The organism is Paenibacillus konkukensis (genome assembly GCF_023523925.1).
Taxonomy (GTDB): domain Bacteria; phylum Bacillota; class Bacilli; order Paenibacillales; family NBRC-103111; genus Paenibacillus_S; species Paenibacillus_S doosanensis.
The window spans coordinates 3,775,909-3,796,932 of record NZ_CP027059.1 but is presented as its reverse complement, the minus strand read 5'-3'; the positions used below and the strand labels follow the sequence as shown (position 1 = coordinate 3,796,932).

The 21,024-nt window shown below is 50.4% G+C and carries 23 protein-coding genes and 12 tRNA genes; 14 read left to right on the top strand and 21 right to left on the bottom strand.

All coding sequences use genetic code 11. The features are described from left to right. The first annotated feature begins 7 nt into the window (after window positions 1-7). The 13 genes from SK3146_RS16260 (at window position 8) to SK3146_RS16200 (ending at window position 1,820) form a co-directional block, all read left to right on the top strand. Window positions 8-84 (top strand) — tRNA-Asp (locus SK3146_RS16260). 48 nt (window positions 85-132) lie between these two features. Continuing rightward, window positions 133-208, top strand: a tRNA-Thr gene (locus SK3146_RS16255). A gap of 25 nt (window positions 209-233) precedes the next feature. Then, a tRNA-His gene (locus SK3146_RS16250) sits at window positions 234-309 on the top strand. A gap of 16 nt (window positions 310-325) precedes the next feature. Continuing rightward, window positions 326-397 (top strand) — tRNA-Gln (locus SK3146_RS16245). A 9-nt stretch (window positions 398-406) separates the two neighbouring features. After that, window positions 407-479 (top strand) — tRNA-Lys (locus SK3146_RS16240). A gap of 14 nt (window positions 480-493) precedes the next feature. Next, window positions 494-573, top strand: a tRNA-Leu gene (locus SK3146_RS16235). A 7-nt stretch (window positions 574-580) separates the two neighbouring features. Next, window positions 581-655, top strand: a tRNA-Gly gene (locus SK3146_RS16230). A 73-nt stretch (window positions 656-728) separates the two neighbouring features. Next, window positions 729-803: transfer RNA gene (locus SK3146_RS16225), tRNA-Gly, on the top strand. Window positions 804-807: 4 nt separating this feature from the next. After that, window positions 808-890, top strand: a tRNA-Leu gene (locus SK3146_RS16220). Between the two features lie 7 nt (window positions 891-897). Next, window positions 898-974, top strand: a tRNA-Pro gene (locus SK3146_RS16215). A gap of 16 nt (window positions 975-990) precedes the next feature. Then, window positions 991-1,064 (top strand) — tRNA-Gly (locus tag SK3146_RS16210). A 7-nt stretch (window positions 1,065-1,071) separates the two neighbouring features. Beyond that, a tRNA-Arg gene (locus SK3146_RS16205) sits at window positions 1,072-1,148 on the top strand. A 222-nt stretch (window positions 1,149-1,370) separates the two neighbouring features. Beyond that, a complete protein-coding gene (locus SK3146_RS16200) occupies window positions 1,371-1,820 on the top strand; it encodes a hypothetical protein (RefSeq protein WP_249865990.1) in 450 nt (149 codons plus the stop codon). A gap of 77 nt (window positions 1,821-1,897) precedes the next feature. Here the strand turns inward: SK3146_RS16200 and SK3146_RS16195 are convergent, their stop codons facing one another. From SK3146_RS16195 to SK3146_RS16175, 5 genes are all read right to left on the bottom strand, one after another. After that, the gene (locus SK3146_RS16195) at window positions 1,898-2,695 is read right to left on the bottom strand and encodes a DUF1906 domain-containing protein (protein WP_249865989.1); all 798 of its coding nucleotides are present in this window, start codon (window positions 2,693-2,695) and stop codon (window positions 1,898-1,900) included. Further along, the gene (locus tag SK3146_RS16190; protein WP_249865988.1) at window positions 2,676-2,921 is read right to left on the bottom strand and encodes a hypothetical protein; all 246 of its coding nucleotides are present in this window, start codon (window positions 2,919-2,921) and stop codon (window positions 2,676-2,678) included. Before SK3146_RS16190 ends, SK3146_RS16195 begins: the two co-directional genes overlap by 20 nt. Window positions 2,922-2,926: 5 nt before the next feature. Next, entirely contained in the window at window positions 2,927-3,166 is a 240-nt protein-coding gene (locus SK3146_RS16185) for a BhlA/UviB family holin-like peptide (RefSeq protein ID WP_249865987.1), read from the bottom strand. Between the two features lie 5 nt (window positions 3,167-3,171). Further along, the gene (locus tag SK3146_RS16180) at window positions 3,172-3,711 is read right to left on the bottom strand and encodes a YmfQ family protein (protein ID WP_249865986.1); all 540 of its coding nucleotides are present in this window, start codon (window positions 3,709-3,711) and stop codon (window positions 3,172-3,174) included. Between the two features lie 129 nt (window positions 3,712-3,840). Then, window positions 3,841-5,760 carry a GBS Bsp-like repeat-containing protein gene (locus SK3146_RS16175; RefSeq protein WP_249865985.1) on the bottom strand — a complete coding sequence of 640 codons (1,920 nt, stop codon included), beginning with the start codon at window positions 5,758-5,760 and terminating at the stop codon, window positions 3,841-3,843. A 177-nt stretch (window positions 5,761-5,937) separates the two neighbouring features. Here SK3146_RS16175 and SK3146_RS16170 point away from each other — a divergent pair. Next, window positions 5,938-7,412 (top strand): IS5 family transposase gene (locus SK3146_RS16170; RefSeq protein ID WP_434006879.1). Its coding sequence is split into 2 segments (ribosomal slippage): window positions 5,938-6,925 and window positions 6,925-7,412, totalling 1,476 coding nucleotides; the frame shifts between segments, so codons are not numbered across the junction. Between the two features lie 18 nt (window positions 7,413-7,430). Here the strand turns inward: SK3146_RS16170 and SK3146_RS16165 are convergent. The 16 genes from SK3146_RS16165 to SK3146_RS16090 form a co-directional block, all read right to left on the bottom strand. Next, a complete protein-coding gene (locus SK3146_RS16165) occupies window positions 7,431-7,802 on the bottom strand; it encodes a DNRLRE domain-containing protein (protein ID WP_249865984.1) in 372 nt (123 codons plus the stop codon). 14 nt (window positions 7,803-7,816) lie between these two features. Beyond that, entirely contained in the window at window positions 7,817-8,182 is a 366-nt protein-coding gene (locus SK3146_RS16160; RefSeq protein ID WP_249865983.1) for a hypothetical protein, read from the bottom strand. A gap of 125 nt (window positions 8,183-8,307) precedes the next feature. Next, window positions 8,308-10,548 (bottom strand): right-handed parallel beta-helix repeat-containing protein, encoded by a 2,241-nt coding sequence (locus SK3146_RS16155; protein WP_249865982.1) that lies wholly within the window; start codon window positions 10,546-10,548, stop codon window positions 8,308-8,310. 1 nt (window position 10,549) lies between these two features. Continuing rightward, on the bottom strand, window positions 10,550-10,870 hold the full coding sequence (locus SK3146_RS16150) for a hypothetical protein (RefSeq protein ID WP_249865981.1): 321 nt from the start codon (window positions 10,868-10,870) through the stop codon (window positions 10,550-10,552). A 12-nt stretch (window positions 10,871-10,882) separates the two neighbouring features. Then, entirely contained in the window at window positions 10,883-11,932 is a 1,050-nt protein-coding gene (locus SK3146_RS16145; RefSeq protein WP_249865980.1) for a baseplate J/gp47 family protein, read from the bottom strand. Continuing rightward, window positions 11,932-12,342, bottom strand: coding sequence for a DUF2634 domain-containing protein (locus SK3146_RS16140; protein ID WP_249865979.1), 411 nt, complete (start codon window positions 12,340-12,342; stop codon window positions 11,932-11,934). Before SK3146_RS16140 ends, SK3146_RS16145 begins: the two co-directional genes overlap by 1 nt. Continuing rightward, on the bottom strand, window positions 12,332-12,715 hold the full coding sequence (locus SK3146_RS16135; RefSeq protein WP_249865978.1) for a DUF2577 domain-containing protein: 384 nt from the start codon (window positions 12,713-12,715) through the stop codon (window positions 12,332-12,334). Before SK3146_RS16135 ends, SK3146_RS16140 begins: the two co-directional genes overlap by 11 nt. Window positions 12,716-12,769: 54 nt before the next feature. Further along, complete coding sequence (locus SK3146_RS16130; RefSeq protein WP_249865977.1) at window positions 12,770-13,774, bottom strand: XkdQ/YqbQ family protein; 1,005 nt, start codon at window positions 13,772-13,774, stop codon at window positions 12,770-12,772. After that, window positions 13,771-14,499, bottom strand: coding sequence for a LysM peptidoglycan-binding domain-containing protein (locus tag SK3146_RS16125; RefSeq protein ID WP_249865976.1), 729 nt, complete (start codon window positions 14,497-14,499; stop codon window positions 13,771-13,773). Before SK3146_RS16125 ends, SK3146_RS16130 begins: the two co-directional genes overlap by 4 nt. Then, complete coding sequence (locus SK3146_RS16120) at window positions 14,496-16,457, bottom strand: tape measure protein (RefSeq protein ID WP_249865975.1); 1,962 nt, start codon at window positions 16,455-16,457, stop codon at window positions 14,496-14,498. The genes SK3146_RS16125 and SK3146_RS16120 overlap by 4 nt, the downstream gene beginning before the upstream one ends. A gap of 170 nt (window positions 16,458-16,627) precedes the next feature. Next, window positions 16,628-17,017: a phage tail assembly chaperone gene (locus SK3146_RS16115; RefSeq protein ID WP_249865974.1), complete on the bottom strand. Its 390-nt coding sequence runs from the start codon at window positions 17,015-17,017 to the stop codon at window positions 16,628-16,630. An 86-nt stretch (window positions 17,018-17,103) separates the two neighbouring features. Further along, complete coding sequence (locus SK3146_RS16110; RefSeq protein WP_249865973.1) at window positions 17,104-17,547, bottom strand: phage tail tube protein; 444 nt, start codon at window positions 17,545-17,547, stop codon at window positions 17,104-17,106. Window positions 17,548-17,584: 37 nt separating this feature from the next. Further along, window positions 17,585-18,613 (bottom strand): phage tail sheath subtilisin-like domain-containing protein, encoded by a 1,029-nt coding sequence (locus tag SK3146_RS16105; protein WP_349655210.1) that lies wholly within the window; start codon window positions 18,611-18,613, stop codon window positions 17,585-17,587. Window positions 18,614-18,680: 67 nt separating this feature from the next. Then, the gene (locus SK3146_RS16100) at window positions 18,681-19,127 is read right to left on the bottom strand and encodes a hypothetical protein (protein WP_249865971.1); all 447 of its coding nucleotides are present in this window, start codon (window positions 19,125-19,127) and stop codon (window positions 18,681-18,683) included. Window positions 19,128-19,483: 356 nt separating this feature from the next. Continuing rightward, window positions 19,484-20,005 (bottom strand): hypothetical protein, encoded by a 522-nt coding sequence (locus SK3146_RS16095; RefSeq protein ID WP_249865970.1) that lies wholly within the window; start codon window positions 20,003-20,005, stop codon window positions 19,484-19,486. Next, window positions 19,995-20,396 (bottom strand): sigma factor-like helix-turn-helix DNA-binding protein, encoded by a 402-nt coding sequence (locus tag SK3146_RS16090; protein WP_249865969.1) that lies wholly within the window; start codon window positions 20,394-20,396, stop codon window positions 19,995-19,997. Before SK3146_RS16090 ends, SK3146_RS16095 begins: the two co-directional genes overlap by 11 nt. Window positions 20,397-21,024 lie beyond the last annotated feature (628 nt).

Here is a 21,024-nt window from a genome sequence, read left to right as displayed (position 1 = left end):
TTAGTGTGGAGCCGTGGTGTAGAGGCCTAACATGCCTGCCTGTCACGCAGGAGACCGCGGGTTCGAATCCCGTCGGCTCCGCCATTTTTGCTTTCAGCCGTTTTATTGTTATTGGTTTAATTAATAGCGCTTGCCGTCGTAGCTCAATTGGTAGAGCAACTGAATCGTAATCAGTAGGTTGGGGGTTCAAGTCCTCTCGACGGCACCATATTCAATTTAATCACATTTGTATGGCGGTCGTGGCGAAGGGGTTAACGCACCGGATTGTGGCTCCGGCATTCGTGGGTTCAAGTCCCATCGATCGCCCCATTCTACACGAAAACGATGGGGATTAGCCAAGCGGTAAGGCAACGGACTTTGACTCCGTCATGCCTAGGTTCGAATCCTAGATCCCCAGTTTTAATATGAGCCATTAGCTCAGTTGGTAGAGCACCTGACTTTTAATCAGGGTGTCGTAGGTTCGAGTCCTACATGGCTCACGTTTAACTCTTGCGCGCGTATGGCGGAATTGGCAGACGCACTAGACTTAGGATCTAGCGGGAGACCGTGGGGGTTCAAGTCCCTCTACGCGCACTTTTATGCGGAAGTGGCTCAGCGGTAGAGCATCGCCTTGCCAAGGCGAGGGTCGCGGGTTCGATTCCCGTCTTCCGCTCCAAAAATAACTTTGTAAAAGTTATTGCATTATCGAAATCGTTATGATATATTAAATCTTGTTCTTTCTGAATTGTGCGGAAGTGGCTCAGCGGTAGAGCATCGCCTTGCCAAGGCGAGGGTCGCGGGTTCGATTCCCGTCTTCCGCTCCAGAAAGCCGGTATGGCGGAATTGGCAGACGCGCGCGACTCAAAATCGTGAGGGAAACCGTGGGGGTTCAAGTCCCTCTACCGGCACCATAATTTTCGGGACGTAGCTCAGCTTGGTAGAGCACCTGGTTTGGGACCAGGGGGTCGCATGTTCGAATCGTGTCGTCCCGACCATTTAATTTTATAGCGAGCGGGTGTAGTTCAATGGTAGAACTCCAGCCTTCCAAGCTGGTAGCGTGGGTTCGATTCCCATCACCCGCTCCAATATTATGTTCCAGTAGCTCAGCTGGATAGAGCAACGGCCTTCTAAGCCGTCGGTCAGGGGTTCGAATCCCTTCTGGGACGCCATTTACGCATACAAAGTGCTGCTTTCTTCATTGAAGGCGGCTTTTTTTATTTTCATATAATCACCGTAAAGGCGATTGCTTCTTTATAAAAAGACATCCTTAGACAGGTTGTGCATCTTCATCAAGAAATGATTTACACAAAAGAGCATAGCAATTCCATACTGTTTGTTGTATATTACGGTTATTGGAAATAATTATCGTTCTGGGTTGGTGGGGAGAAGGAATGAGTAATAGAAGTGGTTGGGGAGGCTGCTTTACTTGGCTGCTTATTTTAGGGCTTTTACAAATTGTCGCCGAATGGTTTACTGGCGGCGGATGGAAAATTATCTTATTGTTTACTATCATTGTCGGGGTGGCTTGGATCATTTACAATGTCGCTAAAAACAAACATGAAATGAAACTGCGTGAAAAAGATCTTGAGCAGCAGAAACACATCAAGTTTGAAGAAATGGAAAGAACCGTATTAAAAATAGCTGTTCAAAATGAAGGTTATGTGACAGCTGTAGATATCGCGATGACCACGAATTTAACTTTAGACGAAGCAGGTGAACTGCTGGATCAACTGAAGAGAAAAGGCTATGCTACTCTGCGGGTTGCAGAGAATGGTTCATTTGTTTATCATTTTGATAGTATTCTGAATCAAAAACAGAAGAAAGAAGCGGAGAGAGTGTAGAAGGAGCCTACTAGCCAAGCAGAAGCTAGCAGGCTCCTTTCATCCATTTTTAAAATTTGCCGGTGAAGCTGTTATTGTTACACTTCGATCTTACGGTCAATGCGGCCGTCGAGCACCGTGTTTAAGAAGGCGAGCTCCGTTGCCGTCATCGATTTATCGACGACCTTCTGCATCCAGCCCCACATTAGCTTGCCATCATTGTAGGCTTTGCCCAGCACTTCGTAGATCATGTCCCATTGCCAATCTTCCAGTTTCATCGGCATATTATTGCTAACCCCCTGGTTTTCTATCTTACTCATGCTCCATCCGCCATAAGCGCCGTATGCTTCGTCTAAATCTACGCCTATGCCGTTCACTGTAATGTCGTTCTGATATTGATAGATGTTCGCTTTCGGCGAGCGTTTCCTGCCGCTCCAAGCGTATGTCTGCCAAGCACTTGAACAAGCGCCCGCTGCGAGTACAGCTTCAACTACGGAATAGGAACCGTACACCCCGGTGTTGTACCCGGGTGTCGCTTCACCCGCTGCGCGAATATAGCTGATTACCGTCTCCATCTGAGTGGAAGTCACATTGAAGTCGACCGCGAAATAGATGACGCTCCCAGCAGGTTGGCCGATTGCCTTCGCGGCTGCCAGCGCTGACTTACCGTCGGCAAGACCGGCTTCGTATCCGCCAAGGGCTCGATCCGCCGACGTTTCGAACACGGAAACGATCTGCAGCCCTGTGCCAGAAATTGCGGCCGCTTCTTCGGCAGTTAGCCGCTTCCAGCCGGTCGGTACCAAATAACGCGCGACAAACTCGTACCCGTCCGCGTAAAATGCGGCCGCTTTGTCTGCGGACAGAGGCGCAGCGCAATCAAATCCTTTTACCGTCATTGCCTTCATCACTTCGTTTCTTCACGTATTGGTAAGCGCCGGAAGCCGTCAAGCCGATTACGCTGATCTTTATTACGGCAGCCTGCGCCGTTTCCGGCACGACGACGAAAACGGTAGCGAAAACTAACGCGACAAGATGCGTCCATTTTTCCGCTATGCCGAAGCCTTTCGCCACGCCAACGTAAGCAGCAACGAGAGCGGCAAGCGTTAAAATATCGTTCTCCATTCGAATCACTCCTTGAAGCGCGATTGGATGTCGCGGATTTCCGTTATGATGACGTCATATTTTTCGCTAAACTTATCTAGGATGTCGTGGAGTCTTCCTTCGCGCTTCCGATTTTCTGCTATTAGAGATTTCTCGCGTTCACGCGATTCCTTCCGGGAAGAGATCAGGAGCCAAGCAAAAAGGACAGCGAACGGACCTTGCGTAAGAAAATATTTAAGTATGTCCAAATCCACAGGGCGTCCCATCTCCTTTACGGTTTATATACTTCGAGTTGATCGTAAGTGAGGGCTTTGTTTTCTAGCATGTCCCATGTCCATCCCAGCGCATCCAGCTCGCTCCAGATCAGATAGGTAAACTTAAACGTCAACCCTAGGTGTGCCGGAATGGTCTCTCGTAGGACCGATTGAATGTCGTCTAGGTTCGGAGGAATGCCGCGGCTGGAGATGAACGTTATCGTAAGCGAATAATTAGCGTTATCCTCCGTTACGCCGACTTCGCCGTTCACATAGGCTTCGGCCACATTTTTAATGAGCGATACGGTGACGGTGCCGATTCCGCGCAGCTTCGATTTAATAACGGAGCGCCTCTGTTCAGGCGGCTTGGCTTTGTCCGTAGCGATGCCACAAATGCGTTCCCAATGCGCGAGGCCCCACGTTGCTGTGTCAACGAAATACTGCGCGAGCACGTCCGAAATTTCGGCGTTCAGATCTGCTAACTCAGCGGACTCGGCGGTTAAGATGCCGTTGGCGGCGACTGAATCGCGGTAATAAAGCGGAAGGTAATCGCCCATGTCGCGACGGATGGTAGGAAGGTTTCGGGGTTCGCCGTCGATTGGCGTGTAGGTAACGATCTCACTCGGGATATGCTGCGTCGGACTGAGAAATGTATACTGCGTTGAGCGGATGGTGTTCGACCTCCTTTACTTAGAGATTGATCGGGCGCCTTGTGGTGTTTGCACACGCACCGGACTTGCGTTTGTGTCCGATATGGAAACCAATTCGAAGCATCCGATTCCGGAGCTAAGGCCGACGCGCAGCGCTTTGCTGCCCAAAACGCCCGAAGACGGATCGTAGACTGGCAACGAAACCGTGCCATTTTTTCCGGCGATGCGATATTCCCCGATTTTCTTTTTGGTTACGAACTCATAGTACGAATACGCGCTCTCGTTTTGTGCCATGTCGAAATGTTTAACTGTGTACCGATAGCGTGTTCCCGGCGTTAACGTCGTAACAGTATGTTCTACCTGGTTTTTATCCGGGAGAATGTACCATAGATCAGGGCTGCCGTCGTTATTGATATCAACGTCAAATACCCATTCGGAACCTGTCCATCGGTCTACGTGGAGAACCGTTCGATCTAGGCCGGAAGACGGTGTGGGATCATTGAACGGAAACCAGGTAAACGCAGCCGTAGTCGTGCCCCAAACGACAGACGGTTTTGGATCATTTGCACGTTGAGAGTCAACGAAAAACTTCGAATTTACCGTCGTACTTGCGTTATTGGCGCGATCAACCGCTTGAAAATAAACCGTATACTCGCCCTCGGGTCCTAACGGAACATCAACGTAATAGTCGCTCCCGGACGCATAAGCAGTGAGCCCTGAATTACCGCCGCCAGGTTTGTTGTAGGATGCGTAGGTTGTGCCGATACCGCTAATTCCATCGGTTACCCCATAAAACCAAACCCGCCGTGTTCCCGTCGTTTGATTTGTGTATCCGTAGCCTTGTACGCTTGAAATCGTCGGAGCCGTTCGGTCGACGTAGGTATCAACGCCTTTAGAAGAGTTGTTTCCGGCATTATCATAAGCATAAACATGCGTGATATAGTGGCCTTCAGCGTTACCGTGCTCGGAAATAGGGACATCTTTATACCATGTACCTCCACCGGCATTTGCCCCGTCATACCACACCAAATCGTCCTGACCGTTAACTTCTGTCCATACAGCAAAACGGACATTTTGGATACCTGCAAGGTTATCCGCTAGGCTATAGGCGGAAACGCGGAAGGTGCCGCCTGGCTGAACGCTTTTATAGGACGTTCCGTCAACTGTAAACGTAGGAGGCGTACGGTCTACAACCGTCCGGATTTCCCCCACCATAGCGTTATTTCCAGCAGCATCGTACGCATAAACGTTAGTCACGTAGGTAGTCTCGACATTACTAAAATTACTGATCGGATAATCGCAATACCAGTCGCTACCGCTTTTTACGCCATCTACCCACACCCAAGTTGATTGACCTGTAAGCCGGGTCGGAAATTTGACCGATGAAACGCCTGATACGTTATCAGATACACCACGGGCCCACATACGGAAAGTTCCATTTGCCGGAACGGAAACCGGGGTTTTCTCTGTCGATATGCTGGACACTATCGGAGCTGTCGTATCGATGATAAGCCGCCTATTTCCAAACGAAGTGTCCGGTCCATTACCGTTATTCGTGTTTATCGCGCCGTTGCTATCTTTAACCCTCATGCGGATGTAAATCTGGCCGTCGGTTGGGATAGCGCCTGAAGGCAGCGTATAGCTCCGGGCGTTCGCATCGTTAATCCAACCGCTATTCCACAGAGAAGCAGAATAAGCGCCATTTATAACTTCGACAAAATATCCGCCTTGCGCGTTGCCGTCCGGATCGCTGAATGTCCATGTAATTGTCGGCGTTCTTGTATTTAATACTTGACCGTCAGAAAAGCCGAGGGATGGAGCGTTGGGAGCGTTATTAGGTAACGTATAGTCGATGACTAGTTGGGGAGGATTGGAGTTTGCTCTACCTTGGAAATAGATGTACCCTCCACCCTTATTCGTGTTATCTAAATATAATCCGTATCTATTTCCTCCCATGTCTCGTATAAGTTGAGTCACATCAATTTCTTTATATACACCTACTACGTAATTAGGGCTTGCTGAACGACCAAAAAATCCAGTAACGACAAGGGTTTGATGCGCATTTCGTCGAATTCATATGCAAGGAAATCGTTTCAAAACGATGAAAAACCGTGCACATGGAGGATGACGATCATGTACCAACCGTACGCCCATGAGGAAAACCAGTTGTTGCTGCCGAGCGAGTTTTTCTTGCCATTCGGTGGCCGTCTAAATCCGGATAATCGCTGGATCAAGCTCGCACAGATGATCCCGTGGGCGCAGGTGGAGCACAAGTATGCAATGTCATTCAAGAAATCGTTCCGCGGCCAAAAGGCGATTTCGGTTCGGATGGCGCTGGGTGCCTTGATCATCCAGGAAAGACTGCAACAGTCCGATCGAGAGACGGTCGAGACGATCATCGAGAACCCGTATCTCCAATACTTCCTCGGCTTGGCGGGCTATCAGGATCGGCCGCCGTTTCATCATTCACTGATGACTCATTTCCGTAAGCGCCTCGGCGAAAAAGTGATCGCGGAAGTGAACGAATGGATCGCTGTAGAAGCTGCGAAGGCAGAACAGCAAGATGATGACGACGACATGAAGCCCTCGGCTTCCGGCGGTCGAGGCGGAAAGTGCAAACGCTCGAAGGCGGACCCTAACCAAGGAACGCTGCTGCTTGATGCGACCTGTGCGCCCGCCGACATCGCGTACCCGACGGATATCACGCTACTGAACGAGGCCCGCGACAAGCTGGAGACAATCATCGACGTGTTACATGCCCCGCATGTGGGACAACGTCCGAAACCGCGCACGTATCGGGAAAAAGCGCGCCGCTCGTATCTCGCACTCGCCAAGCAGCGCCGAATCGGCTATCGGGCGCTGCGCCGTGGAATCGGTAAGCAACTCGCCTTCATCAAACGCGACCTTCGCATCATTGAAGAATTAGCGAAGATCACGTCGCTCACAGCGCTGAGCAGACGGCAATACAAGCAGCTGCTTGTCATTCAGGAGTTGTATCGACAGCAACGACTGATGTATACGAAGCGAGTCCATCATGTGGAAGATCGCATCGTCAGCATTCATCAACCGCATATTCGTCCGATCGTTCGCGGGAAAGCAAAAGCGAAAGTCGAATTCGGGCGAAGGTGTCCGTCAGCATGGTGCAGGGGTTCGCCTTCTTGGAACGCCGCCAATGGGACAACTTCAATGAAGGCGTCACCTTGATCGAATCGGTAGAGACGTACAAAGCTCGGTTCGGCGTGTACCCGAAAGAAGTGATGGCCGATCAGATCTACCGAAACCGGGAGAACCGCGCGTACTGTAAGGAGCGCGGCGTACGGCTCAGCGGACCTCCGCTCGGCCGACCTTCGAAGCAGGCGGACACGGCGGAGATGAAACGAATCGCCAAGCTGGATGCAGGCGAGCGCAATGCGATCGAAGGCAAGTTTGGCGAAGGAAAACGAAAATATGGGTTGAATCGAATCCGGGCGCGACTCGAGCAAACGAGCGGGGCCGTCATCGCCCTGCAGTTCCTCGTGATGAACCTAGAGCGCCGCTTGCGGCTTCTTTTCGTCTTCATGTTCAACATTATGCTGAATCGTATCGGCTACATTAGATTTGCTCTGTAAAGTTTCGTTCAGCAAGCCCTAATTACCGAACCAATCAGTGATTACGGCATTTGTGTCAGTATACGAGGGTCTTGTTTGTTGTGCCCCGTTTACCTCATTCCAGTTTGATGTTAACCGGCGAATACGAAGATAATCAGGATTAGTATTGCTCGAATATCTACTATCCGTGAAAAGTTTTAATACTGCACCATTTATTGTAGATCCTGTAGGTAGGCTAGACATATCAAAATTAATTAAAGCTTCCGTAATAGTGCTGCCATCACTGTCATATTGAAATGCAATCGGTATAAGATTCGTGTCAGCATACATGAAGGGATTTGGATTATACGGATTGTCGACCCATACAGTGTAATGCACAGCTTTATTTGCATTTAATGTTACTTGATCCATCTATATCCACCACCCTATAAATCGCTTCGCAGCCACATCCGACCAATGGCCGGTGATGCCGGGTCCGACGTACGGACTTCCAAGACAAACTCTTTTGTCGAATCTTTTCGTGCGTTGTCTATCGCGTTCTGAATAGACGTCGCAGGAATACCCACATCACGCCACACCGACCCGGTATAACGCTTCAATGTGTGTGGCGTTATGCTCGTATCAATCCACAAATCGTCCGTCTTCGGAGAAGCAGGAGATGACGTTGATTTGGCGATTTCTTTTTGGGCGGCCGCGTCAATGATGTCCCAATTTGCATTCCATCCGGCGCGGGTGACTGTTTCGTTGCCAAGCGGTTTTTGAATACCCAATTTCGGCGTTAAGTCAGGCATATGTCTATTCCTCCTTTAAAGATCGAAAAAGGACGCCTCTGCAAGCGTCCTGTCTTTTAAAGCTATAATCCTAATGCATTAGTATCAGATCACAAGTGATTATCCCCTGCACGGCAGTCGCTGATTTAAGATGGAGAAATCAAGATATTATCAGAGACTACAGTGTTTGTCCCAACAGTTGATACCGCAACGTCGACGATGTTATTTTTAATAATGTTATGATCTTCATTATCCTGCAGTTTAATGGATGTCCCTTGTGTCATCTTCGATCCGTCAGACCCCTTAACACTCGATCCATCGTCTCTGACTATATTCCCCTGGACAATATTATATTTACATGCATTGCCGTTATCCCTCAGTAGGATACCATTAACATTGTTGCCGATGCACCTGTTACCTTGAATGGTACTATAAGCAACTCCGCCAAGTACTAGACCTCCATCGCCAGCATTTGACCACAAGCTGTTCCCCTCGACTAGGAGATTAAATCCAATGTCCACCTTGATTCCGATGCCGTCACACTGTTTTACGTCGTTATCACAAATAGTGATCTTGTCGCAGGTCACGCCATCCGCCCACTCTAGAAAAATACCTTCAGATTGACAGTCATTCACTTCATTCCCGGATATGCGAGAGTTTCGCACGCCTCTGAATTGGATGCCTTTGGAATTAAAGGACCCAAATAGTCTATTATTTACTACATGGACATCATCACAATTATGCACATAAATTTCTGCATTCCAGCCTAAGTTGTTAGAGTTCCCGGTTAAATAGTTCCCATTAATGATTATAGCGCTCGATTCAAAGCCATTTTCGGGGACGATCCTGATACCATTTGTCGCGTTACGTTCAACATGATTATTGTTAATAGTTATTCTTATGCCAGATGTAATGCAGATACCGTCTCCGTTAACTTGATAGGATACTATATTGCCCTCAATCCGGCTGTCTTCTGCAGCACGTTTGCCTACAATTCTACCTTTCTTATGGAAAAATCTCGATGTAGGGGCTACATTCACTTCTTTGCCGCCATTCCCATCGATACTTACGACCTTGAATGATTCCGACTTAGAGCCATCGCGTACCATATAATTGGCTCCCAGCAAGAAACCAGCGTTTGACGTCAGCTTTAAGACAGTAGCTCTCCAATCCATGTTGTCATTAAGGCTTGCATTGTCTACACCAAATGACATAGGCGATGGGGACATTAAAATTCCATGAGCATAATTTAAAGATACCTGGTTGTTTAAAATAGATACCCTGGTGCCGCCTTCATTGACTATACCATGACCAGAGCTGTTGTCATGAGGAATACGGTAATAGTTGTTCGTCGAAATATTATCCGTAATAAGGATATCATCTGAACCTGTTGCGACAATCCCTCCCCAACCTACATCCTCGCATATGTTTCCAATCACGTTGATATTCTGGCTATTCCAAATAGATATTCCTTGATCATAGCCTCGAAGACAGCGATTGTTAGAAATAATTCCATGACTACATACCGAATTAATAGTATATTCTGCAGCAAAACCAACCCCTAATTTGATTGGGGACTCCCAGAGGTCATGAACATAACAGTTATGAATAGCAAAATAATGACAATTAATTAGATGAATTCCGTTTTGTTGATCTTCATTTCCTAGTGTCCAACCCCCTATTTGATTATTGTCTGCGGTCTGATAAGTAGTAATATATGCACCGCCAACCTGACCAGTACTCGTGTATGTGTGAGAGAGATTATTTTCAAGTTTAATCACATTTCCATTGATCTCAATAATCTCAAGCCCTCTATGATCATCCTCTCTAACGTCTCTTTCATTGCCATTATTAACTGTTAAGCCACCCATAACCCATACTCGTTCACCGATTACAAATTTTGATCCGTCCTGCACTGTGATATAAGCTTGACCTGATTCAGCGTCAGCAGTCAGGTATTGCGTTACAGGCGCACCGTCTGTATTGTCTACTCGCCAATTAATATCTGTATGCCGATTACCGACCACCTCAAGTCCAGATACATCAAAATTGGTGCAATTTAGCATAGTTAATACATTATTTGTATTTACGAGCGGATAATCTGGTCTGGCACGATTTAGCTTAAGGCAACCGTTACCGTAAATTTTAAAGTTGTTTAATCCCTGAATTATAATTCCGTCCACCATAAACGTTCCCATTGGTACAAATAAGGAAGCTCTCCCATTGATTTGAATGGCCTCTTTGAGGGCTGCAATTGCTAGGTTTATGGCGGTTGTATCATTCGTAATTCCGTCTCCGACAGCGCCATAAGACTTAATGTCAATACTAACATTGTCGAATCTTTCTTTTGTATAGCTTTTTGCTAATGCATATGTTACTGCATCCACCTTAGATCACCACCCAGCGTTCACCGTCAAAAATGTAAACGTTCTTGGTATCTAGCTCGAGAAACGAATATACCACTCCTGCAACCGGATTTATTATTGAAGGTTTAGGTGAAGTGGAGTATCCGACATAACCTCCCGCCAATTGCACCAACCCCGGATTAGCACCGGTAAACAACGGATTGCCGCTGGCATCGTAAATCATTGTTCTCGTGGCGCCGTTAGCGCCGAGTACCGGTTCATACGCCGAACCTACTCCGTTTAAGTATTGCGGTACCGGCTGTTGTGACGCGTCTTTGATTATATTGACGTCATTATAGGCCATATTCTCGCTCCTTTACGTAATTGTTCCGGGCACGGCCACGCTGCCGTCAGCCACCGTGATATTCGTCGTGCCGCCATTTAACGTCAGGCTGGCGTAGTCCGCGACGGCGTCGGTATTCAGTACGACGTTGGCAATCTGGGAATACCGCACAATGGGATCGGAGAAAGCTAGTGTTTTTAAATATTCAGCAAGACCTGAGGCAATTTGGGTACGGGCTTCTGCGAGGGTAGAACCGGGTTTGAGCGTGTAGGTTCCGTTTACGTTGATGGCAATCTCCGTTGCGGGAGCGACGGTAACCTGCGCGCCTACCGGCCGGACGGCTTCAATGTAGCTTGCGACCTCCGCAACCTTAGACGGAGAGGGGGCTCGCTTCTGAGCGTCCAGCAGCACTACTTTGACGGTGCCGTTGCCGTTCCAGACCGGGTACACCTTGGCGTCGGAAATGCCTGCAAGCTCCATGGCCCATTGGCGGTACTGATTGGCATTACCGGATGTTGCCGGTCTGCGAAGACGTTCGGTATACCGCACCAGCAGATCGGCATCCGTTTCCGTATCGACGCCGCCGTTAAATGCGGCCGGATTGCTCACTTTCACTACGCCGCTCAAAGGGCCGAAGATTAGCTGCACTGCGCCGGCCGGAACATTGCCGCTAACGCCGCCCAGTTTGGCTATCGCTGCTGCTGCAGCCGTCCCTCCGCTGATCGAACATTCCTCCACGGTTATGAAATAAACCGGCGTATTGCCGCCTGTAGAGACTTCGGTTCCTTTGGGAATGAGCGTTCCGTTGGCTCCTGTAAAGGTAAGCCGTCCGGATGCCTGAACGGCGGGCTTGCGTTCTATGCCGATCTCGCTGCAGCGGAGATCCAGATAAGGGCCATACGTCGTGTCGGCAAAGCCCAGCTTGAGCACCTGGTCAAGCTCGATGTAAGCTAAAGCCAATTCGATGGAAGCCGGGGAAAGCAGGTCATAGGTGACGCTGCCTTGCCGTTTATCGATATCCGCCGGGGAGGCGGCGAGCATTCGTTGTAAGATGGCGGATTGCGTTTGCGCTTCGTACGCCATTATAAGGTCACCTCCTCATGAATGATGCCGGCCGTTGTCGACACGGCGAAAGATACAAATAATGCATCATTTTCGCGGCGAATCTGGAAGCTGTTCACGTCTTTGATACGATCGTCGTAGATGAGGGCTTCCTTAATGATCCGCGGTATTTCGGATTGAAGAAGCGGCGCGGGCACAGTTTGTGCAATCAAGCTTTCCATTTCGCAGCCGTACTGGCCGTCATAGATCAAATAACGGTAACGCGGCGTAGCGAGAGCTTTGCGGATGAACTGCCGAACGGCGCCTGTTCCGTCGATCAATCCGCCGATCGTTCCGTTATCGAAATCGAGCGAATAGGTTTTGGACGGTTTGGACTTTTTGGCAATTCTCACCGCCCGCTCTTCCGGCTTGGAGAGAGGACTAAGAGCCACTGTATTTCACCGCCTTGTCCAAGATGACATAAGTTTGGCCATTATTGGCCGATGCGACAATGACGCGATCTCCGGCTTGCAATGGCGATTTGATGGCGAGCAGCGCATTCTCAAGATATGACGGGCCAGACGATTCACCGCTTGTCCCGGCGGTATCAGGGCCATCTTTTAGCGAAACCACTCGTTCATGATCCGTTAAATGCTCGGCCACTACGACATCCGTGGCATCGAGGCCGACCTTCATATTATCGATCTGAATGCGCAGAGAGGGAGGAGGGGAAACGACCGTCGCCAGCTCAAATTGGTCATAGTCGTTAAAGCCGATGTTTCTGATTAATTGCGCGAACTTGCTAACGTTAGATCCTTCTATCATGACGCACTGCTCCTTTGAGCGTAAAAGTATGATCTTGCTTTAGGAGGCTAAGCTTCATCCAGCATCATCTGGCGGAGCTTCATATTCCATTCGCGGAAGGCTTTCGTCTCCGGAGATGGTCAAGCTCATCCGGTGCGCGCCGTTTTCGAAAGTATGGGAATCGGTAATTACGTAAAAGGCGCCGACAATTCGGGTCAAGGAATCGCGTACATAAACAGCGCTGCCAGCCGTTACTTCCACATTTCCGACAGCCTCCACGGAGGCTTCGTCTTTGATCTTTCCCAAGTCTTCGATCAATTGTTTTGCCTGCTGTTCCATTTGCGAGAGATTCATCTCGGAATCGACGCGTTCCAAATGCTGCATGACGCCGAACCGCTCGATCAAATCCGGATTCTTTGCCAGCCTCTCCAAGGGCTGCTTACTTTCGTTGCTGCCGATGACTTTAACCTGGGTTCTTAGGTTTTCAATGGATTGAGAATAAGAGGCTCCAGTCAGATTGGTCGTATCTTCAAGGACCCAATCGGTCACTTTATCTCCCCGTTTGGTCAAGTAGACGGCTCCTTCGCGGGCGGACAGCCAAAAGCGCTGTCCCGTCTGCTTTCGCGTTTCGGTCAGCGCCGTTACCATCATGTCCCAAAGCGTTTTGTCCCGCAAAATGAGTTTCGGTATGACGTACTCCGTATCCGCAATGTCGCCGACGGCAATGCCAAAATCCGCGCACAGCTCTCGAATGATCGCCGAAGCGGTCATATGGATGAATTTTTTGGTGTCGGTATTTTTGGTCAAGTAAATGTTTTCGTCATAGGCCGTCAACTTCATTTTGCCGCGGGCATCGATGTTATGCTGAAAAATAATGCCGCGAAACAGCTCGGTACCGTCCGATAGAAGCCGAAGCTCCCGCCCAAGCTCGATATCGACCGCCTGCTCGGTACCGTCGATCGTATTCGTTATCGAAACTTCCAGCTTGCGAAAAGCTTGCGTAATATCGCCGGACCAAGTAATGGAGTTAACGAGAGGGTCGAGATAAAATTCGTTATCGTACAGAAGCTCCATGTTCATTCGCGTATCACCAGCACTTGTCCCGGATAAATAAGGCTAGGATTCGGGCCGATGACCGATTGATTCATCTCGTACAGCTCCTGCCAGCGGTCTCCGGTGCCAAGCAGTCGCTTGGCAATGTGCCAGAGCGTGTCGCCCTGCTGAACTTCATAGGTGTCGGGGACGGACCTATCGTCAGGTCGCGGGCTATCCTCTGCCAGCAAGACACTGTCGTCGTCACTCGAAGGCTTGGTCAGTCTCTTAAACTCGATGAAACGGTATTCCTTCAAGGTCAGTTCGTAGAATAAATCCCCCACGTGACCTGCTCGCTCTTCGTAATTGAAGGAGCGGATTGTGACCGGAGTATTAATTACGTCGGATGAGACGGTGCTCAAAGGAAGATACGCCATATCGTTCGGATCAGGGGATAAGCTCGTTACGGTGAACCGAATCGGCTTCCGGCTGGCCATCCATTTTTCAATCAGGCGGACGATATCCCATGGCGTTCGGTTGCGGGACTTGTCGTTGTATTCGGTGTAGGATAGGTTATATTCACTTGGGAAAAAGGAAGAAAGGGTGTATTCGCGCAGCTTCTCGTTCCCGAAAAATGTCGTTTCGCCAAGCTGGGTCAGCTCCACATCGTCATAGCCACGCGTAGTCGATACGCGAATGCTCTCCGGGTTCACGGGAAGCTGCATCGTTTCTTCTTCGTTGTTGAATTTTAGCCAGATGGACAAGTTGCTCATGGCGATACCGCCTCCAATTTCCGTACAAAAATGCCCATGATGTTATCGATCTCGTCTTCGCCCAATCGTTCCCCATGATAATGGAGGTTGAATTGAACCGGGGATTTGCCGGATGCGCCGCTGCGCCATGCGTCGGCTTCCGCTTTGGTTTGGACGCGTTCGTCCTTATGGAGGATAGCGCGGTAGCCGTTGTAAGGGACGCGGTCGAGGCCTCCGGCGTTGGAGCCGTCATACCCATAAAGGCTGTAATATTGGTTTTTAAACCAATCAGAAGTTTTATCTAAGAATGATCTATTATCTGCTGTTAATTCAGTAGGGCCTGAAAGGGGAGTAGGATTGAGGAGGTACTTACCTAAATCTTCCTTTCGTTTGTCTGAGGCTTCTACTGCCTTGCCCACTACGGAAGCAGCAAGTACCCCGCCAGCTGCAACAGCTTTTACAACCGGCCCCCCAGGAATTGCTGCAAATGTGAGTACGGCAGCTAGCAATGGGTGATCTTTTGCAAACTGTGCTATACCCTCTGCTAAACCTGAACCTATTGATAGTCCCAAATCGGTACCGATACTTCTAAGTTGTTCTGAAGAGCCCGAAAGTGCATCGCTAATAAAAGTAATTAAAGAGGCGGTTGCATCGCTTATTTGCTTGTTGCCTCCAGCGGTATACCATGCATCAAACGTTTTTTTTATATCGGTGAAAATAAAATCAATTTTGCCTTTTCGCGAAAGCTTCATAAACTTAGGATTATTCAAATATCTCGTTTGAATATAGTTGAACGCTCCTTCAAACATCGTAGCAAGCTTGTCCGTTACGGCGAAGGCCGTGTCCTGGATCTTTTGGCCCCAGCGTGCGATAGTAGCGCCATTATTGCTAATCCAGTTCGCGAGCTGCAGGAGGCGAGGCTGAAGCGCTTGGGCAATGCCGTCGCCCCAACGCTCAAGCAGGCTGTAATTAAAGGTATTCTGTATCACGGAGAACAAGCCCGCCAAAGTTTGGCCTTGCTTTGCCATCGCATCCGAAGACATATCGTTCATGCCTGAAATCAGTTCTTTGATCGCTTTATCGGCAGGCAAGGTGCCGTTCTTGGTCATGCTGCGGAGCTGCTCCGTCGTTTTGTTCAACTTCTTGGACAGCATGTCCCAAGCAGGAATGCCGGCGGCGACCAGATTCTGCATTTCTTTCTCGGAAGCAATGCCGTCGGTCTGCATACGGCTAATGGCGCCGGTAATATCCAGGAAGCCCTGGCTTCCGGTTCCTAATCCGGTAACGGTATTACCTATGGACGTCAGGTTAGGAACGACCGATTCGGCGGACATATGGGCACCCAGCAGCTGCTTGGCTGCCGTGCGGATATCTGTAAGCTCGAAGGGCGTATTATTAGTAAAATCGACAAGCTCCCGATTAAAGCTTTTGGCTTTGTCGGCGCTGCCGAGCATCGCTTCGAAGGCGACATTTTCCTGCTCTGTCGTTGAAGAAAGCTTGAGCCCGGGGATGCTTTGTGCATACGCGAACTTTGCGGCGTCGATGGCCGTGCTCCCGACCCAGGATACGGTGGAAAGCGCAGCTTTGCCCAGCTTTTTTAACGTACTTGGCTTTTTTTCGTTCGAATTTGAACCGGAGCTGCCGGTATTGCCGGAATTTCCGGCAGTAGAGACGTTATGAATCGCTGCGGCGGCCTTGTTGGCTTCGGCTATCAAATCCTTCATGTGATTGGTCAGATTCGTAATGCGGTTCGTCGTATCGGATAACGATCGCTGGTTGATTTCGGAAAAGGTTTTGGTGATACTAATCTTCATAGTCTTAAACGAATCGGAAGCCTTCTCGGTTTTGGCGATCAGATCATCGATGGCTTTGGACGCTTTGCCGATGACCTTAGGCAGGCCGACCAGATCGTTAGAAATGCGCGTAAAGTTTTTGCTGAAATTGTCATTGAGCGTGATCGTTACTTTGGCGGATTCCACTCAGGTTCCACCTCCTCTGTTCACTTCTCGTTCCTCGTCTTCCAACTGAACCATCATGGAAACGAGCATGGCCATTCGCGCTTCATAAGGCTTGGCGTAAAATTCGTCAGGCGGTATATGGTGACGCTGAAAAATAACATGAGCCAGAAACGGCACACCGCCCGACCGGATCAGTTTTTTAGCTCATCTACGGTTTCATCCGTATCGCCGAAGCCGGAGAGGGTTAAGCCGGCGTCCACGATCCGCTCGATCTCGCCGGGGAGAAGCGCTTTGCGCACGCAATCGACCTTGTCTGAGGCGTTATATTTCTGCAGCAGGTCCGGGTTGCCGAAATCGACGTTGACGACCATGTGGGTAATGAGAATGGCTTTGAATTTTTCGTTATCGCATTCGCGTTCCCGTTTGCGTCCCGTATTGACGACAAAGGTCGCCTGCTCCCGGGCCCGATCCAGCGTGGCGGAATCGATCGCTTGGACGCGCAATGCCGTGCGCAGCCGCTGCAGAGGAATATCCTTTTCAATATGTAAATCGGCGGTTAAAAAAGCTTGTAATGCGTCCATGGAATTCATCCTTTCGTTAATGAAAAAGTAAAGGTCTATACAAATAAAGGAATCTAACGCAGAGCCCGCGTTAGATTCCTTGACGATTAGCGGCTCTTGGGAATGGCATTCAGCCATTCGAAATCGTCGAACACAAACGGCCATTCGGTCTCGACGATGCTGCCGTGCTCGAATTTCATAATATCGATTTTGGTAAATTGAACGCCTTTCAGTAAGATCCTCTCATAGCCGTAAGCTTCCGGATCGGCCAGCTTCATCGTAAGCTGGGTGACGAGAGCGCCGACGCCGTCGTTCATAACCCGCGCAACGTTCCGTGCCAGCTCGGACGTTACTTTATAGCCTTTGATCGTGCCGGACAGCTCGATCGTGCCCGCCTTGTTGCCGGTTTTGCGGGTGCCGGCCCGCTTGATTTTTTCATAGGAAATATCGGCGGTCGCTTCGCCCGAATAGAAATTGGACAGCCATTCGCCGTCGCACCAAATTTCCCCGAAGCTGCCTTGAATCGTTCTTGTCGCATCTAACATACCCATAGGTACACCGTCCTTTACGAGATAAATGATTAAGATGTTAAATAGTTACCGTCAAGAAGATTCGCTCCATCGAGTCGATCTCCCTATAGCTGATCAGGAGATACACCGAATCTCCGGTGCTGGCATGCTGAGGGTCCAGCGATACGCTGACATCCGCCAGAGCGCCTGCGGCGACAAGCGTCTCAAGGTACGCTTTGACTGCGCTGATCAAGGCGGCTTGGCCGTCTTCGTTGTTGTCGATTTTGCCGATATAGGCATCGCTGGCCGTTTTCGTAATATCGGTGCTGACCGCTTGCCTTGCGCGGATGGAGCGGATTTTTTGCTTGCTTGCGGTCAAGCCCTGCTCGACCTTAACTTTCTCGCCGTCGTGAACGAGAACGAGGGAGCCCGCTTGCAACGCGTCCTTCACCTGCGAATTGGTCAGGCGTTTCGTTACGTCGGTGACGCCGACCGGAGCATAGGTGATGGAGCGGTTGATTGTCGTTCCCGCGATAAGGCCGGCGATGTACGGCGCGAATTGCGATGAAGTGTATGACGTTCCGTCAGCGATAACGCCGCTGATCAGGTTGACGATGTACATATCGCTGTTAAGCGCCGATCGTGCGTTGCCTTGTGCGGAATCCGCATCCGACGCCGCGTCGCCGCCGATGACGGCCATGAAGTGTTTGCCTTCGTCGCGACTGGCCGCAACCCAGGTTTTGACTGCGGCTTGCTCCGAAGCGCTGAATTCTCCGTCGAAGACGAAGACGTTGAAAGGCCGCGTATCGAAGGCTGTGCGCATAGCCGCATAATCGGCCGCTGCTGCCGAAGCGGGGAGGGTGTAGACGAGAACTTCTTTCGCTCCGCCCTGCAGCGCGAATTTGATGGATTGGATGTTGGCGGCGCCGAACAGCTTGATCGCATCCGACTCCGTGCTGACGGTGTAAAAGGTTTTGGCCGCCGCTGTGCCTCCGGTATACGTTTTAAGAGGAAGGGCAACAATGCCGCGGGCTCCGCCGGAAATTTGCGCTGCCGCCGCTTCCTTGAAATTAATGTACAAGCCCGGACGAACCGGTAAAGATGTCATATCCCAACTGCCTCCAGCCATAGTAAAACCTCCCGAATGAAATGGTTGTATGTCAAATGCGCCAGTATCAGATCGTAATCTGCTGTGCATACACGTGTTGGATCTTTTCGTACGACTCCTGCGATCTTGCTTGACGAGCTTCCGTCAGCAACGTTCCCGTGCAGACGTATAAGCCGTTGTCCGCCAGGGCCGGTTGGGCGAACGAGAACGAGACGACCCGGATAAACCGCGAGGCCCTGGTTACTGGGATTAGCTGCGTCTGATACAGGGCGGCGCTTAGCGTGTCCATGGTCTCGAGCGCAGAATTCGCATCGTCCGCCCAGTACATGATTTGATACGTTCGCTCGGTTCGAACGAGCAGATTCGTTTCCGATTTCCGCGTGTCGCTTACGAGGCGGAGCAGGAACGTGCTGCCGGCCGGTTCGGCCGGCTCCGTATGCTTCACTATGATCGCCGCCGGAAATTTCGCCTGCAGGAAAGCTTCGATCGAGCCAATTTCGGTTATGAGCGACATGCTATCACTCCTTTGCCTTGCTTCATGCCGACGGCCGGATACGAGAAGGCCGGATCTCCCCGGCTTGGCTTCGCCGGGCGACGGCGCTTTCGGTGCTGTTTGATCCAAATGATAGGCGCAACCTCCTTTGTCAGTTGTTACTGCGATGAGCGGCCTGTCCGGCAGCCGGGAGATGAGCCGCAGCCGTTCCCTACGTTCGGCGGGTGAACGGCATGTATGCGATCCTTATGACTGCCGGCGCGGCGGCCGTAAACATCATCGTCGGTTTCAACGGGGACTTCCCCGATCCGGTTGAATGATCAACCGTTCCATAACGTATAGGTTTGAGGTGAAACGAAAGTAAAGGGGAGTGCCAATTATTTTTTGGTTCGGAGGTTTTGGCTGGAGAGAAACGTATCCGTAAAGGCTCCGCCGGTATTGCGCAGATTGTACGTGACGACCGGACCCGGCTTCGTATCCTGAAGGTATTTGGCGGCGCGCTGCTCATTGCGGATTTTAGCTTGCTCGTCGACAAGCAGCATTTCCGAGCCGGAGCGACGACGGCGCTTGGGAGCCGCATATCGCTTGCCGTCGGAGCCTATTTCTTCGGCGATTTTGAGCGAGGTTTCCCTTCGCGTGCGCAAATCGTACTGATAGGCGCTCATAATCGGGGCTTCATTGTGCGACATTTTGTAGGGATCGGGGTCTTTCAGCTCTTCCTGCAATATATAGTCGGCCAGGCACTCCAGCTGAGCGGCGGCGGGCCGTTCGCCGCCCGTTTCGAGATATGAATCGAGGAAAGCCCGGATGACCCGGATGCGGACGGCTCGGTCCGTAATGCCGCGGCTGACGATCCTCTCCACGAGGGAGTCGAGTTCAAGCTTGTTATCAGGCTCCAAGCGCCTCGCCCTCCTTCCGTGCGCCGGATTCCCGTTCGCTGACGTTCCACTGTCTGAAGACGGAGGCGATTTTCTCCGTAGCGGTCGTCACGGCGTGCTTAACCGCCTGCTTGGTAATGCCAAGCCGGGTTCCCGCCGCATCGAGGGTTATGTCAAGTCCGTATACCAAGGCGATCGTTTCGGCCTGGCGGGGGGTGAGAGCGGCGCGCTGCATAGCCGTGTTCAAATCGGTTAATATATCGACGCCGGCATAATCGCCGGCATAATAAGTCCGCTCCCGGATGCGATGTCCGTCGCGAAGCAGCAGAGCGATGCCTTTGGCATCGATAAGGGCGTATTTATCGGTGTATTTCCGTTGATCCTTGAACCGGTCGAGTTTCATTTTTCCCATAAAACAAACACCTCCGTATATAGTGAGAACGATAAATATGCGCTAAAAGCAAGGAAAGACTTGTTTTAGCAGGAGAGCCATGTGCTATAATCGAAGGAGGAGACGCGAAATCCTCCCCTTGGGGCGGGATGAGCGAATCCCGGATCTAACGCGATCTGAGCGGCGGAAAGGCTCCGGATGAATGAGAGGTTCTTCACGGAGCGCCGGTTACATCAGGAAGGCCGCGGGAAGAGACGGACAGTTGGCGCTGTCGGTCTCTTTTTTTTGCGGTCATTTTCTTCTTGAATCGGTTCCAGGGCTTGAAAGTGGAAGCGGGCGGATCTTCGCCATGCCGGTCAAACATGTGCAGCGACGTTGCACCGGAATCGGACTGCGGCCTGTCATGCAAACAAAACAACCCCTTTCCCATAGTTTCGACTCCCGACAATACAAGGCGGCAGCCGACGTCGTGAATGCAAACACATAGCTTTGAATAAGAACAAGTGTTCGTATTTGTTTGCGTATTATTCTAATCTCTTCCATCCTTGAATGCAAGAAGGAAATCTTCGATTCTATGAAAAAGATCAGCGAAATGCGCTTATTTATTCACTTTTTTTCCGGAAAATAAGGCGACAGTCCTATTCAGCTT

Bases quoted from the DNA above. Each gene is read 5' to 3' on its own strand.
- SK3146_RS16160 (WP_249865983.1), bottom strand. From the start codon at position 8,182: ATGCCTGACTTAACGCCGAAATTGGGTATTCAAAAACCGCTTGGCAAC.
- SK3146_RS16150 (WP_249865981.1), bottom strand. From the start codon at position 10,870: ATGGCCTATAATGACGTCAATATAATCAAAGACGCGTCACAACAGCCG.
- SK3146_RS16125 (WP_249865976.1), bottom strand. From the start codon at position 14,499: ATGAGCAACTTGTCCATCTGGCTAAAATTCAACAACGAAGAAGAAACG.
- SK3146_RS16165 (WP_249865984.1), bottom strand. From the start codon at position 7,802: ATGGATCAAGTAACATTAAATGCAAATAAAGCTGTGCATTACACTGTA.
- SK3146_RS16175 (WP_249865985.1), bottom strand. From the start codon at position 5,760: ATGGGAGGAAATAGATACGGATTATATTTAGATAACACGAATAAGGGT.
- SK3146_RS16130 (WP_249865977.1), bottom strand. From the start codon at position 13,774: ATGAACATGGAGCTTCTGTACGATAACGAATTTTATCTCGACCCTCTC.
- SK3146_RS16110 (WP_249865973.1), bottom strand. From the start codon at position 17,547: ATGGGTATGTTAGATGCGACAAGAACGATTCAAGGCAGCTTCGGGGAA.
- SK3146_RS16200 (WP_249865990.1), top strand. From the start codon at position 1,371: ATGAGTAATAGAAGTGGTTGGGGAGGCTGCTTTACTTGGCTGCTTATT.
- SK3146_RS16145 (WP_249865980.1), bottom strand. From the start codon at position 11,932: ATGGCGTACGAAGCGCAAACGCAATCCGCCATCTTACAACGAATGCTC.
- SK3146_RS16190 (WP_249865988.1), bottom strand. From the start codon at position 2,921: ATGGAGAACGATATTTTAACGCTTGCCGCTCTCGTTGCTGCTTACGTT.
- SK3146_RS16135 (WP_249865978.1), bottom strand. From the start codon at position 12,715: ATGATAGAAGGATCTAACGTTAGCAAGTTCGCGCAATTAATCAGAAAC.
- SK3146_RS16115 (WP_249865974.1), bottom strand. From the start codon at position 17,017: ATGGACGCATTACAAGCTTTTTTAACCGCCGATTTACATATTGAAAAG.
- SK3146_RS16100 (WP_249865971.1), bottom strand. From the start codon at position 19,127: ATGTCGCTCATAACCGAAATTGGCTCGATCGAAGCTTTCCTGCAGGCG.
- SK3146_RS16180 (WP_249865986.1), bottom strand. From the start codon at position 3,711: ATGGGCGATTACCTTCCGCTTTATTACCGCGATTCAGTCGCCGCCAAC.
- SK3146_RS16185 (WP_249865987.1), bottom strand. From the start codon at position 3,166: ATGGGACGCCCTGTGGATTTGGACATACTTAAATATTTTCTTACGCAA.
- SK3146_RS16195 (WP_249865989.1), bottom strand. From the start codon at position 2,695: ATGACGGTAAAAGGATTTGATTGCGCTGCGCCTCTGTCCGCAGACAAA.
- SK3146_RS16105 (WP_349655210.1), bottom strand. From the start codon at position 18,613: ATGACATCTTTACCGGTTCGTCCGGGCTTGTACATTAATTTCAAGGAA.
- SK3146_RS16090 (WP_249865969.1), bottom strand. From the start codon at position 20,396: ATGGGAAAAATGAAACTCGACCGGTTCAAGGATCAACGGAAATACACC.